Below are 18,287 nucleotides of genomic sequence, written 5' to 3'. Positions count from 1 at the left end.
CCGTCGAGAACCGCCTCAGCGCAACCAAATGGTTGTCCGTTCAAAAACAAACAGAAATTTGCGTCTTTTTGCACGAAATTCGCAAAAATCGTCGCGAATCTCGCTGTTTTTGCAATTTTCGATTCAACCAAAAATTGAAATTCTGGGAAATTGGCCTCCGCGCGGCCTCAGCCAAGAGTCCAAAAAGACGCCAGCGCCGCCTTCACTTGTACAAAAAGTTCCGGTCCGAAATCACTGACCATATTTTCCCAAATGCTTTGGCGTCCGCATCGACATGATCGTCGAAATGTTCGAGTTTTTCCGCAAAATCGGCGCAAGCGCCATCGGTCCAGATCATCCGCCGGAACAACAGCCATGCGACATCCGCGACCTCATGCGTGGAGGGCTGAATGTTCGACGCCAGACTGTTGTCGGCGACCGACGTCAGGAACGGAAAAACGACGCCCGCCTTGATCTTGGCGTCATGAACCAACCGGCGCATGAAGATATCGTAAGGCAGATCCAGGGTCTCGTTTTCGGCAAAACAAGACAGCGCCTTCTCCGCCGCGCCCGCCTTCACCACATAGGCCGTCGTGCCGAAAAAACTCGGCAGGAATCGCAAATCGATAATCCGGGACTGTCCGGTCTTTTGAAATTCCTGTTTCAATCGAACGAGATGATACTGGGTCGGAATGTCGGGAACGCCGACGTCGGTGAAAATGACATCCCAGTCGTTTGAGGCAGGGTCACGCAAAAGCGCGTCCAAACCGACGAAGGTCGAGGGGCCGAACAGCACGTCGTCTTCCGCCACCAGGGCGTCGTCGCCCCGGCGGGCGATCTCGGCGATGATGCGCCGATGACTCAGCAAGCAGGCTTTTTCAGCCGGGCGAATGCGGCCGTCGACGCCCTCTGCGACCACCTCGTCAGCCGTTACGGCGGGAAAGCGGGTTAAATCCCAGTTCTGCGTGCGGAAGCGATTGAAATTCTCCTGCACGGCCGCCCGCCTGTGCGTTTCCGCATCGAGATTGATATAGAAGCAATCCATGACTGATCTCGTGAACGGCGGGCGAAACAAAGTTTTGACGCGCCCCCACGTCTCCCCCGAGGGCAGGCGCGCGTTCGGGAGTCTCCGTCTCTATTGAGCTAAACTTGTGCGAAGCCGATGCGCCCACACATGCCTCGCGCGAGGAAAGAGTGACAGCTTCGGGCGCCGTCGGCGCGCCTGCGCCGCCGGCGCATTTGGACCGGGGGGCGCGCGATGATCGGAAGCAACAGTCAACAGATCACGGTTGAACGGCTTCCCGCGCAACGCCGGCGCAATCTGTTGATCCTGCGCGCGGGCGACTCGCCGCGTCCGTCGTTTTTCTTTTCCCTGCCCGATCCGCGCAGCTTCGACATTTTCGTCAGTTATTATGCCGGACCGGCCAACAACGATATTCTGGCGACCCAGGCCGAAGGCGTTTTTACCGGCGGATTGTCGAAATTCCACAGCGTGCATGAAATGGCGCGGGTTTATCCTGACATCGCCGACTACGAACACATCATGATCGCCGACGACGATCTGGAGTTTCGTTTTTCACTCGACGATTTCTTCGCCTTTTGCGGCGCGCAGGGGTTCGATCTCGCCCAGGCCTCGCTGACGCGGGACTCCCATGTCTCGTTCGCCCTCACCTGGAACCATCCCGGCCACAGCTTCCGCCGCACCAATTTCGTCGAGGTGATGGCGCCCTGCTTCTCCCGGCGCTATTTTGGCAAGATGTTGCATTCCTTCACTTATTCGATTTCGAGCTGGGGACTCGACGTCTATTGGGGCCATCATCTCGGCGACGAATATGTCGCCGCCATCGTCGACGCGTTCGAGATGCGCCACACCCATCCGTTCGACCCCAACGGCGAATTTTACAATTATCTCCGCGCGATCGGCGTCGATCATAATCGGGAATTGCAAGCGATCCTCGCGCATCTCGGGATCGCCCGCTACGTCCCGCAGGCGCTGACATCGGCGCCCGCGAGCGGAACGGCGGCGTAGGAGCGCCGCCGCTGAAAATTCAGACCGCAGCCTTAACCTGGCGCCGCCCCGCATGCAGCAGCGGCTCGGTATAGCCGTTCGGCTGGCGCGCGCCTTCGAGCACCAGGGCGCAAGCGGTCTGGAACGCCACCGAAGACCCGAAATCCGGCGCCATCGGGCGGTAATTGGGGTCGCCCGCGTTCTGCTTGTCCACCACCTTGGCCATGCGCTGAAAAGTGGCGAGGATCTGATCGGCGTCGATGACGCCGTGCATCAGCCAGTTGGCGATATGCTGCGAGGAAATCCGCAGCGTCGCCCGATCCTCCATCAGCCCGACATTGTGGATGTCCGGCACCTTCGAGCAGCCGACGCCCTGGTCGATCCAGCGCACGACATAGCCCAGAATCCCCTGCGCATTGTTGTCGAGTTCCTGCTGCACCTCCTCCGCCGACCAATTGGCCCGGTCCGCCAGAGGCAGCGTCAACAGATCGTCGAGGCTGGCTTTTTCGCGAGCGGAAATCTCCGCCTGCCGCGCCGCGACATTGACGCGGTGATAATGGGTGGCGTGCAGCGTGGCGGCGGTGGGCGAAGGCACCCAGGCGGTGTTGGCGCCGGCGTTGGGATGCCCCACCTTCGCCTTGAGCATATCCGCCATCAGGTCCGGCATGGCCCACATGCCCTTGCCGATCTGCGCCTTGCCGCGAAAGCCGGCGCGCAGGCCGACATCGACATTGTTGTTTTCATAAGCCGCGATCCACGGCGTCGCCTTCATGTCGTTCTTGCGAATGAAAGGCCCCGCCAGCATGGACGTGTGCATCTCGTCGCCGGTGCGGTCGAGAAAGCCGGTGTTGATGAAGAACACGCGGGATTTCGCCGCGCGAATGGCCTCTTTCAGATTGACGGAGGTGCGGCGCTCCTCGTCCATAATGCCCATCTTGATCGTGTTCGGCGCCAGCCCCAACCGCTCCTCGACGAAATCGAACACATCGTTGGCGAAAGCCACTTCCTCCGGCCCGTGCATCTTCGGCTTGACGATATAGATCGACCCGGCGCGGCTGTTGCGCAGCCGCCCTGACCCGCGCAAATCGTGCAGCGCGATGGTCGAGGTGACCAGAGCGTCGATCAGCCCCTCCGGCGCCTGCGCGCCATCGAAAGTCACAAGATCTGTGGTCATGAGATGGCCGACGTTGCGGATCAGCAGCAGCGCCCGCCCCGGCAGGGAAAACGGCGTCCCGTCCCGGCGCAGATAGTCGCGATCCCCATGCAGCGTGCGGGTTTCCGCGCCGCCCCGCTTCTCGAAGGTCGCGGACAAGTCGCCCCGCATCAGGCCGAGCCAGTTGCGATAGACGAGAACCTTGTCGTCGGGATCGACGGCGGCGACAGAATCCTCGCAATCTTGAATCGTGGTCAGCGCGGATTCCAGGATGACATCGCTGATCCCCGCGGGATCGTCGCGCCCCACCACGGTCGTGCGGTCGATCACGATCTCGACATGCAGGCCATTATGCACCAGCAGCAGACGCGACGGATTGTTGGCGTCGCCGACATATCCCGCCAGCCGCGCGGGATCGGCCAGCGTGGTGGCCCCGCCCGCCACATCGACGCGCAAAAGCCCGTTCTCGATGGCGAATCCCTTGGCGTCCTTCCACGCCTCGCCTTGCAGCGGCGCGATCACGTCGAGAAAATCGCGCGCCCAATGCACCACGGCGGCGCCCCGCGCCGGATCATATCCGCGCGCCCCCGGATCGACCGGAGCCAAGGCATCCGTGCCATAAAGCGCGTCATAAAGGCTGCCCCAGCGCGCATTGGCGGCGTTGAGGGCGTAGCGCGCATTGCTGATCGGCACCACCAGTTGCGGCCCGGCGACATGCGTGATCTCGGGATCGGCCTTGGCCGTCTCCACCGCGAAATCCCCGCCCTCCGGCAGCAGATAGCCGATCTCGCCCAAGAATTTCTTGTAGGCGGCGGCGTCGTGAGTCTCGCCGCGCCGTTCGAGGTGCCAGCGGTCGATCTTCTCCTGCAGGGCGTCGCGCTTGCGCAGCAGCCGCCGGTTGTCCGGCGCAAACCGCGCCAGCAACTCCTCCAGCGCCGACCAGAACGCGTCGGGCGATACGCCCGTCCCCGGCAGGGCCTCGTCCTCCATGAACCGCCGGAACGCCGGCGCAATCCGTATATCCGCCACGTTGTCCTCCCTGAATTATTTTCGCCTGTCGCCTGACTACAACGCGATCAGCAGAATAAACGGCGACAGGACATAGCTGAGCGCGGTCGAGATCAGCACCAGGCCGGCGACTTCCTCTTCATGCGCACCATATTCGCGCGCGAAAAAATAATTGAACACCGCCACCGGCATGGCGCTCTCGACGATCAGAACGCCGCGCTCGGCGCCATTGAACCCAAACGCGGAAGACACGACAAGGCCCCCAAAAAGACCGAGACCGATGCGCGCCAGCGAGAACGCCGTCTGGCGCGGCCAGGCGCTGGCGCCGAATTCGGCCAGCGCGCAGCCCAGCCCCAGCAGCATCAGCGGAATGGTGACGTCGCCCACCAGTTTTAATGATTTCACCACCCAGTCGGGCGCGACGATCCCCGCCTGCGAGCAGGCGACCGCCGCCAGCGCGGCATAGAGAAACGGCGCGCGGAACAAAGCCGCCAGTGTGATGCGGCCGCGCGCCATGGCCGGGCCGAAGGTGAACTGGCCGATGGAGGTGATGGTGAAATAGATCATCGCCAGCGCCAATCCGCGCTCGCCAAAGGCGTAAAGGCAGATCGGCAGGCCCATATTGCCGATATTGGGAAAGATCAGCGAGGGCAGGTAAACCCGCCGGTCGTAGCCCAGCAGCCTCAGCGCCGGCGCGGCCACGGCGGCGAACAGCAGCAGGCAGGCCAGCGTCGCCCCGCCCATGCGGGCGATGTCGGCCAGGGCGAAATGGCTGTTGAGCAGCGTGACGAACGTCAGCGCCGGCGCGCCGACCAGCGCCACGAACTGGGTGACGAAGCTCTGGTTGAACGGCAGCGCGCGCAGCCGCCAGAAATAGCCGATCGCCGTGACGATGAAGACCGGCGCGCCGATTTGCAGAAGATCGAGAAGAGGCAAGGCGAAACCTGACGTTTCCGCCTGCCGTAGCAGCTTTTCGGCGCGCTGTCGCTTGGGCCGCCGCAAGCGGGCCTCCGGCCCCGCGCACGCCGCGTCGCGCAAATCGCGTGCATCCGACCTTGACATGACGCATCTAAGATATATCTTGTAACCATCGAAAACAGGAGAACACAGAAATGCGAATGTTCCACAGAGGCGGCCGCCACGGCTGCGAAAACTTCGGCGGTCCCGATCTCGACCACGACGCCGGCGGCGACCCGCGCGAAACCCCGTTCGGCGGACGCCGGGGCGGCTGGTTCGACCACCTGCGCGCCATGCGCGGCGAAGGCTTCGGCCGGCACGGTTTCGGCTTCGGACGCGGCCACGGACATGGCGGCGGACGCGGCGAGGGCGGCGGCCGCAAGCGCATGTTCGAGGGCGGCGAACTGCGGCTGGTGATGCTGCTGCTGATCGAGCAGGAGCCGCGCCACGGCTATGACATCATTCGCGAGCTGGAGGCCCGCACCGGCGGCGCCTATGCGCCCAGCCCGGGCGTGGTCTATCCGACCCTCACGCTGCTGGACGAAACCGGCCTGATCGCCACTCAGGCGAGCGAGGGCGCGAAAAAGCTCTACGCCATCACCGAGGCCGGCGCGGCGGAGCTGGACAAGAGCCGGGCCGAGGCGGAAGCGGCGCTGGCGCGGCTCGAAGCGCTGCGCAAGCGCGGCGAGGCCATGGACATGGGCCCGGTGTTCCGCGCCATGGTCAATCTGAAAGCCGTGCTGGAGCAGAAGGCGCTCGACGCCGGCAATCGCGAGCAATTGCTGGCGGTCGCGGACCTCATCGACGAGGCCGCGCGCAAGATCGAGCGGCTCTGATGCTCTGCCGCGCCGAAACCCGCCACACGGTCGAGCGCCTGCGCCAGGAGCCGAAGAAACGGCTCCTGACCGTGGAAAGCGTCGCGCGCCTGACCCCGTCGATGCTGCGGCTGACCTTCACGTCGCCTCAGCTCGCGGATTTCGTCAGCCACGCGCCCGACGATCACGTCAAGCTGTTTCTGCCCGACCCCAACAGGCCGGGTGAGACGGTGCTGCGCGACTACACGCCGCGCGCCTTCGACGCGGCGGGCCGCCGCCTCACGCTCGATTTCGCCCTGCACGACGCCGGCCCGGCCACCGCCTGGGCGCTCAAGGCGCGGCCCGGCGACACGCTGACCATCGGCGGCCCGCGCGGCTCGGTCGTCGTCGCCGACGATTTCGACTATTATCTGCTGATCGGCGACGAATCCGCCCTGCCCGCGATTGGCCGCCGCGTCGAATCGCTGCGCCCCGGCGTCGCCGTCGCCAGCGTGGTCGTGGTCAACGGGCCGGAGGACGTCCAGACTTTCGCCGCCGCCGCGCATTGGACGCCGCTCTGGGTGTTTCGCCGCGGCGCGCACGCCGACGACGCCACCCTTTTGCGCCGGGCGTTGAGCGGGTGGGCCAAACCCGAGGGCGACGGCTTTGTCTGGATCGCCGCCGAGGCCGCCGTCGCGCGGCGGCTGCGCGACTACATGATCGAGGATCGCGGCCATCCCAAAAACTGGATCAAGGCCGCCGGCTATTGGGTGCGCGGCAAGGCGGGCGCGCATGAAAAGTTCGAGGCCTGAGCCTGCTTTAACCGGCGCGACAATCGCGCGCCAAAATCGATCAACGGCGTCTCGATCCAATGGAACGAGACCAACGACCACGCCAAACACCCGGCGACCGCGCCCAGATAAAACAGCGCGCCCGCCCCGGCGAACGGATAAGTGGCCAATTGCTGCCACAGATAAACGCCGTAGGACACCCGGCCGGTCGCCTGCAAAGGCGGCGACAGCAGGACATCCCGCCACCGGGACGGACTCAGCATCGTCCACATCAGCAGCGTCGGGATGACGGCGACAATCGCCAGCCCGGCCAGCTCATAGCCGGCATGGCGCGCCCAGGCGAGCGCCGGCGCCGCCGCGAGCAGCGCATAGCCGGCCCAGTTCGGCAGCAGCCGGACAGCACGCCGCGCGGAATCCTCGTTCAGCGCCAGCGCCACGCCGGCGCCGATGAACACGAACTGGATCAGAATGTCGAAGGCCGAAAAAACCAGCCCCAACAGACAGAAAACGATCAGCATCGCCAGCGCCGCCGGGCGGTTTTGCGCCAGCAGCACGAGGAAGGACGGGATGACCAGATAGAACTGCTCCTCGACCGACAGGCTCCAGGTGTGACCGCCGAGCCATCCGCCGCAATCGGCGTTGGCGATGTTGCAGGTGAAGGTCAGGGCGCGCGCCAGCGGGCCATAGCCATGGATCTCGACCGCGCCCATCCACGCCAGCAGCGCGACGCAGGCCAGATAGGCGACCAGAGGCGGCCCGATCCGAAAGACGCGGCGGGCATAGAACGCCGGCAGCGAGATCCGCCCGGTCTCGCGCCGCTCCCGCATCAGGCCGCGGCAGATCACGAAACCGCTGATCACGAAGAAAATATCGACGCCCAGCCGCGCCAGCGGGTCGAAAGTCGCCAGCGCCGGCGCGCCGAACAGATCGGGCAGTTTGACGCTGGAATGGCCGAGAAGATGCGCGACAAGCACCAGCCCGACGCTGATCGCGCGCCAGCCGTCGAGAACTTCGATGCGGTCGGCGCCGCCCTCGTTGCGCTGTTTCGTCACGTCGCCCCCAGCCAAACCAATCCGCGCGGACGCGGCGCATCCCGAGCCTAGCCGGGATTACCTTAAGGCATGGTATGAGCGCCTCACCCCGCTTCAGGGGGAAGACGACGCATATTATAGAAAACTGGAGACCGGTTCCCGTGAAGACGCCGCGTCAGAACAAAAAGCGGAAATTCCTTCGGCGAACCGGGGTTCACCGAAGCGACTCCAGCGCGGCGGCCAGCTTGGCCTGCAACTTTTCGGCGCTGATCGGCTTGTAAAGGAATTCGAAGCCTCGCAGATCCGCATGGTCGAAGTCGGAGATGGCGGCTTCGCCGGTGAGCAGCAATTTGGCGACCGGCCGCGCCAGACGACATTCGATCTCCTGCGCCGCCTCGACCCCGTTTAAACCGGCGCCGAGCCGGAAATCGGTGACGATGGCGTCGATGGAACGCGCCCGCAGCGCCAGATCGAGCGCATCCTCGCCGCTCGCGGCGGCGAGCGTGTCATAGCCGCCTTCGCTCAGGATGGTTTCGATGGCGAGGCGCAAGATCTGATTGTCCTCGATCACCAGCACCAGTCCGCCGCGGCTCTCGGCCCTGACGATCTGGGCCGGCTTGGGCGCCGCCGGCGCCGACACCGGCAGCCAGACCGAAAAACGTGAGCCGCGCCCCGGCCGCGACGACACGGTCACATCGAGGTTCAGCAGGGCGGAGACGCGGGCGACGATGGCCAGCCCGAGTCCCAGCCCTTGCGTCAAATCGCGGCCGGGATTGTCGAGCTGGGTGAATTCCTGGAAAATCTCCGCCTGTTTTTCCTTGGGGACGCCGATCCCGGTGTCGATGACGTCGATGCGCACGCCCTGCCCGCGCCGGCGCATCGCCAGCAGCACGCCGCCCTGGCGGGTGTAGCGCAGCGCGTTTTCGATCAGGTTGCGCAACACGCGCTCCAGCAGCGCGGGATCGGTGCGGGCGTGCAGATCGAGCGTGCGCGCCCGCATGTGCAGGCCGGCGGCGTCCGCCTTGGAATCGTATTCGGCCGCCAGACGTTCGCACAATCCGCGCAGCGACACGGTCTCGACCGTAGGCTCCACGCCGCCGGCGTCCAATCGCGACACGTCGAGCACCGCGGTCAGCAGCACATTGAGCCCCCCAAGCGCCTTGTTCATCAGGCCAAGAACCTGCGCCGCCTTGGGGGTGCTGTCGAGATGGCGCTCGATCAGCGGCAGCAGCAGCATCAGCGATTGCACCGGCTGGCGCAGATCGTGGCTGGCGGCGGCGAGAAAACTGGATTTGGCCAGATTGGCGCGCTCGGCCTCGGCCTTGGCGGCGGCCAGCGCGACGGTGCCCTGGACGAGTTTGGTGATGTCAAGCTGGCTGACGAATACGCGGGAGGGGCGCCCGTCCGCGTCGCATTCGGCGCTCCACCGGCTTTCGATCCAGCGCTCGCCGTCGTCGGTCATCACCCGGTAGCGCAACGGCTCCGACGGCAGGCCGGCGTAGAACGCGTCACGGGCCTCCAGCAGTTTCGACCGGTCGGCCTCGACGACATGGCCGAGCAGGCCCTCGAAGGACGAATCCACGCTGGCGTCGGCGATCTCCGGCAGGAAGCCCATGACCTCGGCGTGATTGTCGGCCAGCTCCAGCCGCTGGTTTTCGAGGTCGAACTCCATATAAGTGAGCCGCGCCGCATCGGCGGCATGGCGCAACTGGCGCTGGACGCGGCGCAGCGCGGCCTCGCTCTCGCGCAGCGCCAGCTCGGCGGCCTTGGCCTCGGTGATGTCCTGGACAATGCCGCTCACCCGGGACGGGCGCCCGCTGACGTCGAAGGAAGTGCGCACGCGCGAGCGGAACCAGCGTTCGGCGCCGTCGTCGGCGCGACGCAGCCGGAATTCCGCCTCATAGCCTCCGGGGCCGCCGAGCGCCTCGTCCGCGCACGCCAGCAGCCCGACGCGGTCCTCGGGATGGACCAGCGCCAGGAAATCGTCGAAGCCGTCCGGCTGCGGCTGCAGCCCGTAGAGCTTGTAGAAGCAGGGATTGAACTGGGTGCGGCCGGTGGGCACGTCCCACCACCAGGTGCCGATTCCAGCGCTGGCCTGCGCCTCGGCCATGCGCAACTCGCCCTCGCGCAACGCCTGCTCCGCGCGGGCGCGCTCGGCCCAGGCCCAGGTGCGCTCGGCCACCTCCTCCGCCAACGCGAGATCGGCGGCGCTCCACGCCCGCGGCGCGCGTTGATGCACCGACATGACCCAGGCCAGCCGGCCGCCGGCGACCAGCGGAACGCTCAGGAAAGCGCCGATCTCCGCGAGGCGGGCGCGCGCCTGGACCTCCGGCGCGGCGAGACGCGGGTCCGTGGCGACATTCGGAACCATGACGCGCTCGTTCGACCGCAAATAGGCGACGACAGGGCCGAAATCCGTCAGGCGGTGCACGCCGATATAGCTCGGCATTTTCCCGTCGTTCCATTCGCGCGCGATGGTGACGAAATCGTCGCGCGGATCCACCTCCGCGAAAATCACCCGGTCGGCGCCGAGCCGGCGGCCCAGCTTCTCGGCCGCCAGGGCGACAATGTCATTGGCGTCGGTCAGGGTCTTGAAGGCGTCGACCAAGCCGAGCAGCAATTCCTTGCGCGCCTCGCTCTCGCGCAGCGCCTCTTCCGCCGTCTTGCGGGCGGTGATGTCGCTGGCCGAGCAGAACCATTCCTTGATCTCGCCATGCGCATCCAGCAGCGGCGCGGCGCGGGAACAGATCCAGCCGATGCCGCCGGCGATCCGTTTGACGCGATGCTCCAGCTCGAACACGCCCTTGCGCTGGATGGCCTCGTCGATCGCGGCGAGAACGCGCGCGTGCTCGTCGGCGGGCAGGAACCGGTTCAGCCAGGCGGCGTCCACGTGTTCGACATCCGCCAGGAACTCGGCGCCCTTGAAACGCCGGAGTTCCGTCCAGTCGGCGTTCATCCGGTAGATGACATGCGCCGTGGCCTCGGTCAGCATGCGGAAACGCGTCTCGCTCTCGCGCAGCGCCTCCTCCGCCCGCTTGCGCTCGGTCAAATCAATCGCGACGCAAATGACGCCGATGATCGCGCCGGTCGGATCGCGGCGCGGCTCGACGCACAAATCCCAGGTCTCGACCGGGCCGCCCGGCAAGGCGGTCTGCACTTCGGCGCGGGTCGGCTCGCCGGTGGCGATGACCTTGCGCTTGATCGCCGCCAGGGGCGCCGCGAAGGCCGGGTCGAGAATTTCGTCGTCGGTGAGGCCGATCGGGTCGGGATGGCCGGGCTTGGGATTGAACACCCAGGTGTAACGCAGGTCCAGATCCTGCTCGAACACCACGCTGGGGGAATTGGCGAGGGCGAGCCGGAACCGCCGTTCGCTTTCAGCCAGGCCGAAGCGCGCCGTCCGCCACGACGCGATCTCGTCGAGCGGCGTGACGATCAAGGCGACGCAAGGCGCCCCGTCGAACATGAAGGGCGCGGCGGCGACATGCGTGGGCAGCGGCCGGCCGGCCGGCCCGCGCAGCGCCGCCTCGATGGCGACGTCGCATGTCTCGCCCACGCGCAGCATCCGGGCGAACCGCTCGCGATCCGCCTCGACGACCAGATCGGCCAGTCGCGCGCCGATCAGGGTTTCCCGGCCCAGCGCGCGCGCCAGGGCGCCGTTGCAATAGACCGCCACCCCGTCCCGCAGCGCCACCACCGCCTGCGACATCCGCTCAATCAGCGTCCGGTAAGGCTCGTTGGCGCCGCGCAGCGTGAAGACGCGCGGTCCGGCCGCCGTCTCCACCACGAGCGCGTCGGCCTCGCCCATCACCAGCGCCTGCAGCGTTTCGACGGCTTCCTCCGTCGCCGGGATTTTGGCGAGGGGAGCGGCGCGCTTCTCGCTCATGACGGCGCTCCCGGGGCGATCACCGGCCGCCACGACAGGCCGAGCCCGGCCGCCAGCCGCACGGGGTCGCTGATGTCGCCGACAAACATTTTCGTCGGTCCGGGCGACAGCCGCAGCAAGGTCGGAAGGGCGAGGATCTGGTGATCGCGGGCGAGGACCGGATCGAGAAACGCGTCGATGACGTCGAGCCGATAGGCGCCGGGAAGACGCGTGTCGCAAAGGTTGCGCACGGCGGCGACGGCGCGCATCGAGCGCGGCGTGGCGCCGCTCACGAACAGCAGCAGCCGATAAGCCTCCCGCCCCTCCATTCGCCCTCCCGTCAATCTGTCATTTCAATATCCAAAGCCACGATGACCCGCTCTTTCATCGACAAATCGCCGATGATCTTGGTGATCGGCGGCGGCAACCGGCGCACCAGCGTGGGCACCGCCACGATCTGATCGGCCCGCGCACGCTCGGGATGCGCGACGAGATCGATCACCTCCAGTTCGTAGCGGCCCGGCAGATATTCGTCGCAAACCCCCTTCAGATTGGCAAGCGCCGCCTGCGAACGCGGCGATCCCCCGGCGATATACAGCCGGAGCAGCCAGCGCTCGGCGTCGGCGCCGGTCACGTGCGCCCCCGGTGACGCCCCGCCTCGGCCGCCTCGCGCCGGAACTGGGCCGCTGCCTCCTCGGCGCCCTGCTGGCGCGCGAACAGCATGTCGGCCTCGCGTTCGCTTTGCGCCAGCTTCGACTGCAATGTGGCGATCCGCGCCCCGAGTTCGCGGCGCCGGATCTCGATCATGCGCTTGCGGGCCTCCGCCGCATGGCGGCGCTCGACCTCCGCGGCGTCCGCCGCGGGTTCCCTCCCCGCATCCTTGGCCGCGCCAGAAACCGCAGAGCTCGGGACCGCAGAGTTGGGGACCGCAGAGCCAGAAACCGCAGAAACTTGGACCGCAGAGCCTTGGACCGCAGAGCCCTGGACCGCAGAGCCCTGGACCGCCACGCCAGGAACCGCCACGCTATTGACGACCGACCGCGCGGGCGAAGCCGCCGAAGGCGCGGCGAGACGCGGCGCGGGGGCGGCGGGAAGCAGCCTGACGCCTTGCGCGGTCAGCTCGAACCGCCGGATCTGGTGGGAATGAGCGATTCCGCGCGCCTTCCGAATCAACAGGCCGCGCTGGCGTTCGCCGCCGGCCTCGGTCATGCGCGCCTGGAGCCATGCGTCCATCAGCGACGAGACCCCGGCGTGATCGGGCGTCTCGGCGGTCGATTCGGCGAAGGTCAGCAGGGCGGTGACGCCCCGGCCCTTGAAATAATCGATCAGGCGCAGCAGCATGCCGCCGACGTCGCCCCCGAGCTTGAACAGCGGATCGACCACCGCCACGTCCGGCGCGAAACGCTCAACCTCGCGGCACATGCGCGCGAGATGCGTCTCCAACCCCGAAGAACTCGGGCGGCTCGCGACAAAATGCAGCAGTCCGGCGTCGATCCAGCGCTGCAGGTCGATCCCGACCGCACGCATGTTGCGCGCGACCTGCTGCGGGCTTTCCTCGAAGGCGAAATAGACCGCCTTTTCGCCGCGCGCGCAGGCCGCCGCCGCGAATTGGGCGGCGAACGTGGTCTTGCCCGTTCCCGCCTCGCCCGAAAGCAGAATGGAGGACCCGCGCCAGAACCCCTCGCCGCCAAGCATGTCGTCCAGCGCCGGCGCGCCGGTGCGGACGCGCTCGGTTGAAACGTCATGCGCCAGTTGCGGCGAGGCCAGCGCCAGCACGGACACGCCGGTCTCGTCGATCAGGAACGGATATTCGTCGCCGCCATGCGAGGCGCCGCGATATTTGACCACGCGCAGCCGCCGCGTCGCCACCTGATCGAGCACGCGCTGATCGAGCAGGATGACGCAATCGGAGACATATTCCTCAAGGCCGTGGCGCGTCAGCTCGCCGCCGCCGCTTTCGGCGGTGATGACGGATGTGACGCCCTGCGCCTTGAGCCAGCCGAACAGCCGGCGCAGTTCGGCGCGCAGGATCGCCGCGTTGGAAAAACTGGAGAACAGGCTTTCGGGCGTATCGAGCACGACGCGCCTGGCCCCGGCGGTGCGGATGGCGTGGCCGATGCGGAGGAACAGGCCATCCAGATCGTAATCGCCGGTCTCGGCGATCTCGGCGCGCTCGACCCGGACGTAATCGACGGCTAACTGGTTGGCCGCTCTGAGCTGCTCCAGATCGTAGCCGAGCGAAGCGACATTGGCCGCAAGTTCCGCCTCGGTCTCCTCGAACGAGATGAAAACGCCGGGCTCCCCGAACCGCAGAGCGCCCTCGGCGAGAAAGGTCAGGCCGAACAGCGTCTTGCCCGCGCCGGCGGCGCCGCAAACCAGCGAACACCGCCCGGTGGGCAGTCCGCCGCCTGTAATTTCGTCAAAGCCAACAATGCCGGATGGCGTCCTGGCGAGCCTATGCGCCTGCGCGTTCACGTGAAAAGCCCCTCGATGCCTGCCGGCTTCCGTTGCGTCTATTTTTGATCATATTGCGCTATTATCGCGCGCGAGTCTCTTTCAAATTGGCGTTGAGTTTGCTGGGGGACGGCGTTTGCGACGAGGATTCGGCGCCGAGCAGCCCGACAGCGATGCACTTGCGCACCAGCTCGGCAAGGCTACCGCCGCCCATCTTCTTTTTTACGGCGGCGCGATGGCTGTCCACGGTCCGCACGCTCAGCCCCATGTCGTAGGCGATGATCTTGTTGGGCAATCCGCTGACGAGCTTGAGCAGAACCTGCTTTTCGCGCGAAGTCAGCTTGGCGAGGCCCTCGCGCGTGGCGGCGAGGTCGGGCGACTCGGCCTCCATCTCGCCCTGCTTCTCGCAGGCGCCGCGGATCGCCGCGAGCATCGCGTCCGCCGAATAAGGTTTTTGGATAAAATCGGAGGCGCCGCGCTTCATCGCCTCCACCGCCAGGGCGAGATTGCCATGGCCGGTGACGACCACCACCGGCAGGGTGAAGCCGCGCGCGCGCAGAGCCGAGATCAGGTCCAGGCCGCTGAGGCCCGGCAATTGGATGTCGGCCACCACGCAGCCGCGCGTCCGCGCGTCCGCCCGTGCGAGGAATTCCGCCGCCGAGGCATAAGCCTCCGTCTCGAAACCTTCTCCAGCCAAGAGGATTTCCAGAGATTGGCGGACAACTTCGTCATCGTCGATAACATAGATGATCATGCAATCCAAACTCCACCGCATTCCGACCCTGGGTCGGCGTCTTCAGGCTCGTCGGCTGTTCAATGTCTGTGGGCCGTCCGCGCCCACGCGACGCATCTTCCCGAACCATCTTCAATAATTCCAAATAAAAACCATGACATCTTACCGGCTCACTACGCCAAATTGAACCCCCCATCAATTCCGCAGTTCCCGAAAAGCTTGAGCGTGACTGTTCACGCAATGACGAAACCGCATTGCGCCGCGGCGATGCTTGAGCTTGTCCGTTTCACGCCACTCCGTAGAGACCGCAGCACGCCTTGAGCGGAACCTGCAGACGCCTCTGACGTTGAAATTGCGCGGCGCGTTTGGGCCGAGGGGGCGGCGCGCTCCAACGGAAGGATTTTTTCTGAATGAGTACGGAAACGATCAAGGTTTCTCCGCCAGCGGCCTGGCGCCTGAACCACGACACCGTGCGCGCGGCGACGAAAAACCAAGGCGGCGTCCAAGCCGTCGTCCATGTCATCGACGACGAAGCCGATGTGCGCCACGCCATGGAGCTGCTGCTCGAAGGCGCCGGTTTCGTGGCGCGGAGCTATCCGTCGGCCCGCGCCTTTTTCGAATCGAACCCGTACGAAGGCCCGGGCTGCGTCATCACCGACCTGCGCATGCCCGAATCCAGCGGCATCGAGGTGCTGGCCCGCTTGCGGCAGAACGGCGCGGCGCTGCCGGTGGTGATCGTTTCCGGCCACAAGGATGTCGCGCTCGCCGTCCACGCCATGAAGAAGGGCGCGATCGACTTTATCGAAAAGCCTTTTTCCGCGGAACGACTGATCGAGACGGTGCGCGCCGCCGTCGAACGGGTGGCGCGGGCGCCGAGCGAGCCGCCGCAGGCCCGGCTGTCCATGTTGAGCAAACGCGAGCATGAAGTGCTCGACCGCGTGCTCGCGGGCAAGTCGAATCGCATGATCGGCGTGGAGCTGGACATCAGCGAGCGGACGGTGGAGTCGCATCGCGCCTCGATCATGCGCAAGACCGGCGCACGCAATCTGGCCGAACTGGTGCGGCTGGCCGCCGCACAGGGATAGGCGCCTCACCCCGCCCTCCACAAGCCAAGGCGCGGCCGGACGGCGGGCCGCTCCTTCTGCCCCGTGAGCACGCGGGCCGAGGCGACGCCGACCATAATCACCAACTCGTCCTGATCGTTCTTCACGAAAATATCGCCGGCGGCCTGTTCGCCCGCCTTGAGCGCCATATCTGCGATGACGCCCCACGCGCCCGACAAGTCGGAGCAGACTCGCGCGCTCTTGAGCGCGGTGGAGCCATCAGGCCTCCGCAGATAAAATTGATAGCACGCCATCGGCGATCCAATCGGTTCAGCCATTCGCAGAGGTGCGATTCCGGCCGGCAGGCCCTGCGCAAGGCAACCGCCGCCCACCGGAACGGGAGCCGCAAGCGGCGTCGGTCAATCTATTTGGTGTCGTTCGCGACGCATCCATGAGCCTGTCGCGGGGCCTCCGCACAAAGCCTTGATCCGCTCGCGCGGTTGCAAAATCGCGACATGGTCACTCTCCCCGTTCGCGCTGTCGCGACGGAGGCCGCATTTTGCGTGTCATCCGCCAACCTCAAAAGGTCGGCCGGACCCTAACCAAGCGATTCCCCTGAAGCAATCCGAGGAGTTCCCTGCGTAATTCCACGCGCCCGCACGGAAAGCGCGCCGTGCTTTTTCCGTTCTGCTTCCGAGAGATATGCCGAAACTCCCGCGAAGATCGCGCTGAGACTTAGGGGACCGGACGGCGAGCGGGAGCGCTGTAGGGAGAAAGAGGCGCGGATGATTTGCAAAGCCGCCTTGCCAATCGCCGCCAATCTGGCTAAGAGGACTCAACCGCGTCGCGGACGCCGCAATAGCTCAGCTGGTAGAGCACCTCATTCGTAATGAGGGGGTCGGGGGTTCGAATCCCTCTTGCGGCACCAAAGCACCATCCCAAAACGTCCGAAACAGTCTGACAAACCACAGCCAACCCGGGGTTTTCGACGGAATGCCGCTATGTCGCCGCCCGCCCATGTGCGCGTGCAGGCACGCAAAAAGCGGGGAGCTTTGCGATGAACCGCCACACCCACGCCTGACGATAATCAGACATTTGCAAACGCCGATATACGAATTTCCGCCCGACCGTCTCCACACACTCGCGGGGAATTCCCATCCGAATCCGCCAGACCGTCCCGCGCAGGAAGCGTCCCGTCGAGCGTTGCTTGAGACGATGTGTGGCAACGTGACTCGCCTGTGACCCAAAGGCCAGTAGAATCAGAACCTTGAAAAGGAATGGTGGGAGAGGAAGGACTCGAACCTTCGAAGGCGTAGCCAGCGGATTTACAGTCCGCCCCCTTTGCCGCTCGGGACACTCTCCCATCGCCGATTTGCATCAGCCGCCGGCCCGAACCGGCAACGAAAACGGCCCAACCGGGCCGCGTCGTGGGGCGGCTTATGCGCGACTTTATGGGGCTATGTCAACTACAAAAAATCAGCGTCTTCTTGCCAAATCCGGCGCCCCATGACAGGACGAGGCTGGAGACGAACATGAAAAAACCCGGCAAGCCCCCCTTTTCGCGCGCCAAAGACGGCGACAGGCGCCCGCCCGCCCGCAACGTTCCGGCGTCCCCACGCAATGCCGGCAAACCGCTCGCCGGGAGCGACGCCGCCTTTCGCCGTCCCGCGCCCGACCTCGCCGTCATCTATGGCGGCCACGCCGTGCGCGAGGCGTTGCGCGCGAATCGCCGCAAGTGCCTCGACCTGTTCGCCACCGCGCCGGCGCTCGAACGGCTGCAGGCCGAACTCGCCGACCGTGATGTCAAAGTCCATGTCGTCGCCCCCGAAACGCTCGACGCCCGCCTCGGCGCCGAGGCGGTGCATCAGGGCCTGCTGCTGGAGGCCCGCCCCCTGCCCGCCCTCGACATCACCGATATCGAAGTGAAATCAGGCCTGGTGCTGGCGCTCGACCAGATCACCGACCCCCACAATGTCGGCGCGATTCTGCGCACCGCCGCCGCCTTCGCCGTGGACGGCGTGATCGTCACCGAGCGCCACGCCCCGGATTTTTCCGGCGTGCTGGCGAAAACCGCGTCCGGCGGACTGGAACATGCGCCGCTGATCGAAGTCGTCAATCTCGCCCGCGCGCTCGACCAACTCGGCGACGCCGGCTTTTTGCGCGTCGGCCTCGATTCGGAAGGGTCGGCCAGCCTGGAGGACACGGTTTTGTCGCGCCCCACGGTCCTCGTGCTCGGCGCCGAAGGCAAGGGGCTGCGCCGGCTGACCCGCGAAAAATGCGACGTCCTGGCCCGGCTCGACATGCCCGGCGCCATCAAGAGCCTCAACGTCTCCAACGCCTGCGCCGTGGCGCTGACGCTGGCGCGGCAGGCGCTCAACCAACAGGCCTAGCCCGGCGCCGCAAGTTTCTCGGCGCGCCCGCTTGCGCTTCGCGCCGACAACCCTCATCCTCTCAAAAAACAATCATAAGAGCAT

The 18,287-nt window shown here is 65.9% G+C and carries 15 protein-coding genes and 2 tRNA genes; 6 read left to right on the top strand and 11 right to left on the bottom strand.

The window, feature by feature from the left end:
- Positions 1–202: 202 nt before the first annotated feature.
- Positions 203–1,024: a glycosyltransferase family 25 protein gene (locus CFB24_RS08615; RefSeq protein ID WP_088520199.1), complete on the bottom strand. Its 822-nt coding sequence runs from the start codon at positions 1,022–1,024 to the stop codon at positions 203–205.
- 213 nt (positions 1,025–1,237) lie between these two features.
- Here CFB24_RS08615 and CFB24_RS08610 point away from each other — a divergent pair, with 213 nt between their 5' ends.
- On the top strand, positions 1,238–2,008 hold the full coding sequence (locus CFB24_RS08610) for a hypothetical protein (RefSeq protein WP_088520198.1): 771 nt from the start codon (positions 1,238–1,240) through the stop codon (positions 2,006–2,008).
- Positions 2,009–2,027: 19 nt separating this feature from the next.
- Here the strand turns inward: CFB24_RS08610 and CFB24_RS08605 are convergent, their stop codons facing one another.
- Together CFB24_RS08605 and CFB24_RS08600 are read right to left on the bottom strand one after the other, a co-directional pair.
- Entirely contained in the window at positions 2,028–4,169 is a 2,142-nt protein-coding gene (locus CFB24_RS08605) for a malate synthase G (protein WP_275936878.1), read from the bottom strand.
- A 36-nt stretch (positions 4,170–4,205) separates the two neighbouring features.
- Positions 4,206–5,150, bottom strand: coding sequence for an AEC family transporter (locus CFB24_RS08600; protein ID WP_206605470.1), 945 nt, complete (start codon positions 5,148–5,150; stop codon positions 4,206–4,208).
- Between the two features lie 110 nt (positions 5,151–5,260).
- On the opposite strand from CFB24_RS08600, the gene CFB24_RS08595 reads away from it, so the two are divergent.
- Together CFB24_RS08595 and CFB24_RS08590 are read left to right on the top strand one after the other, a co-directional pair.
- On the top strand, positions 5,261–5,941 hold the full coding sequence (locus tag CFB24_RS08595) for a PadR family transcriptional regulator (RefSeq protein WP_244593222.1): 681 nt from the start codon (positions 5,261–5,263) through the stop codon (positions 5,939–5,941).
- Positions 5,941–6,711 carry a siderophore-interacting protein gene (locus CFB24_RS08590; RefSeq protein ID WP_088520195.1) on the top strand — a complete coding sequence of 257 codons (771 nt, stop codon included), beginning with the start codon at positions 5,941–5,943 and terminating at the stop codon, positions 6,709–6,711. Before CFB24_RS08595 ends, CFB24_RS08590 begins: the two co-directional genes overlap by 1 nt.
- Here the strand turns inward: CFB24_RS08590 and CFB24_RS08585 are convergent.
- The 6 genes from CFB24_RS08585 to CFB24_RS08560 form a co-directional block, all read right to left on the bottom strand.
- Positions 6,663–7,742: an acyltransferase family protein gene (locus tag CFB24_RS08585; RefSeq protein ID WP_158255240.1), complete on the bottom strand. Its 1,080-nt coding sequence runs from the start codon at positions 7,740–7,742 to the stop codon at positions 6,663–6,665. The genes CFB24_RS08590 and CFB24_RS08585 overlap by 49 nt on opposite strands.
- Positions 7,743–7,935: 193 nt before the next feature.
- Positions 7,936–11,604, bottom strand: coding sequence for a PAS domain-containing protein (locus CFB24_RS08580; protein WP_088520193.1), 3,669 nt, complete (start codon positions 11,602–11,604; stop codon positions 7,936–7,938).
- Positions 11,601–11,912 carry a circadian clock KaiB family protein gene (locus tag CFB24_RS08575; RefSeq protein ID WP_088520192.1) on the bottom strand — a complete coding sequence of 104 codons (312 nt, stop codon included), beginning with the start codon at positions 11,910–11,912 and terminating at the stop codon, positions 11,601–11,603. Before CFB24_RS08575 ends, CFB24_RS08580 begins: the two co-directional genes overlap by 4 nt.
- Positions 11,913–11,923: 11 nt before the next feature.
- Positions 11,924–12,217, bottom strand: a complete 294-nt coding sequence (locus tag CFB24_RS08570) for a circadian clock KaiB family protein (RefSeq protein ID WP_088520191.1) — start codon at positions 12,215–12,217, stop codon at positions 11,924–11,926.
- Positions 12,214–14,058: a circadian clock protein KaiC gene (gene kaiC, locus CFB24_RS08565; protein ID WP_088520190.1), complete on the bottom strand. Its 1,845-nt coding sequence runs from the start codon at positions 14,056–14,058 to the stop codon at positions 12,214–12,216. Before kaiC ends, CFB24_RS08570 begins: the two co-directional genes overlap by 4 nt.
- A 61-nt stretch (positions 14,059–14,119) precedes the next feature.
- On the bottom strand, positions 14,120–14,791 hold the full coding sequence (locus CFB24_RS08560) for a response regulator transcription factor (RefSeq protein ID WP_158255241.1): 672 nt from the start codon (positions 14,789–14,791) through the stop codon (positions 14,120–14,122).
- 389 nt (positions 14,792–15,180) lie between these two features.
- On the opposite strand from CFB24_RS08560, the gene CFB24_RS08555 reads away from it, so the two are divergent.
- Entirely contained in the window at positions 15,181–15,855 is a 675-nt protein-coding gene (locus CFB24_RS08555; protein ID WP_088520188.1) for a response regulator transcription factor, read from the top strand.
- Positions 15,856–15,860: 5 nt separating this feature from the next.
- On the opposite strand, the gene CFB24_RS08550 is transcribed toward CFB24_RS08555, so the two are convergent.
- A complete protein-coding gene (locus CFB24_RS08550) occupies positions 15,861–16,127 on the bottom strand; it encodes a hypothetical protein (RefSeq protein ID WP_088520187.1) in 267 nt (88 codons plus the stop codon).
- A 538-nt stretch (positions 16,128–16,665) separates the two neighbouring features.
- Between CFB24_RS08550 and CFB24_RS08545 the strand changes: the two genes are divergently transcribed.
- Positions 16,666–16,741: transfer RNA gene (locus CFB24_RS08545), tRNA-Thr, on the top strand.
- A 350-nt stretch (positions 16,742–17,091) separates the two neighbouring features.
- On the opposite strand, the gene CFB24_RS08540 is transcribed toward CFB24_RS08545, so the two are convergent.
- Positions 17,092–17,176 (bottom strand) — tRNA-Tyr (locus CFB24_RS08540).
- Between the two features lie 169 nt (positions 17,177–17,345).
- Between CFB24_RS08540 and rlmB the strand changes: the two genes are divergently transcribed.
- The gene (gene rlmB / locus CFB24_RS08535; RefSeq protein ID WP_088520186.1) at positions 17,346–18,203 is read left to right on the top strand and encodes a 23S rRNA (guanosine(2251)-2'-O)-methyltransferase RlmB; all 858 of its coding nucleotides are present in this window, start codon (positions 17,346–17,348) and stop codon (positions 18,201–18,203) included.
- Positions 18,204–18,287: the final 84 nt, after the last annotated feature.

Origin of the sequence: Rhodoblastus acidophilus, from assembly GCF_900187365.1 — a bacterium.
Lineage (GTDB): Bacteria > Pseudomonadota > Alphaproteobacteria > Rhizobiales > Beijerinckiaceae > Rhodoblastus > Rhodoblastus acidophilus.
This window is presented reverse-complemented; position numbering and strand designations above follow the sequence as displayed.

Coding starts and splice junctions, on each gene's coding strand:
- CFB24_RS08615 (WP_088520199.1), bottom strand. CDS start 1,024: ATGGATTGCTTCTATATCAATCTCGATGCGGAAACGCACAGGCGGGCG.
- CFB24_RS08580 (WP_088520193.1), bottom strand. CDS start 11,604: ATGAGCGAGAAGCGCGCCGCTCCCCTCGCCAAAATCCCGGCGACGGAG.
- CFB24_RS08555 (WP_088520188.1), top strand. CDS start 15,181: ATGAGTACGGAAACGATCAAGGTTTCTCCGCCAGCGGCCTGGCGCCTG.
- CFB24_RS08595 (WP_244593222.1), top strand. CDS start 5,261: ATGCGAATGTTCCACAGAGGCGGCCGCCACGGCTGCGAAAACTTCGGC.
- rlmB (WP_088520186.1), top strand. CDS start 17,346: ATGAAAAAACCCGGCAAGCCCCCCTTTTCGCGCGCCAAAGACGGCGAC.
- CFB24_RS08550 (WP_088520187.1), bottom strand. CDS start 16,127: ATGGCGTGCTATCAATTTTATCTGCGGAGGCCTGATGGCTCCACCGCG.
- CFB24_RS08590 (WP_088520195.1), top strand. CDS start 5,941: ATGCTCTGCCGCGCCGAAACCCGCCACACGGTCGAGCGCCTGCGCCAG.
- CFB24_RS08575 (WP_088520192.1), bottom strand. CDS start 11,912: ATGGAGGGGCGGGAGGCTTATCGGCTGCTGCTGTTCGTGAGCGGCGCC.
- CFB24_RS08560 (WP_158255241.1), bottom strand. CDS start 14,791: ATGATCATCTATGTTATCGACGATGACGAAGTTGTCCGCCAATCTCTG.
- CFB24_RS08610 (WP_088520198.1), top strand. CDS start 1,238: ATGATCGGAAGCAACAGTCAACAGATCACGGTTGAACGGCTTCCCGCG.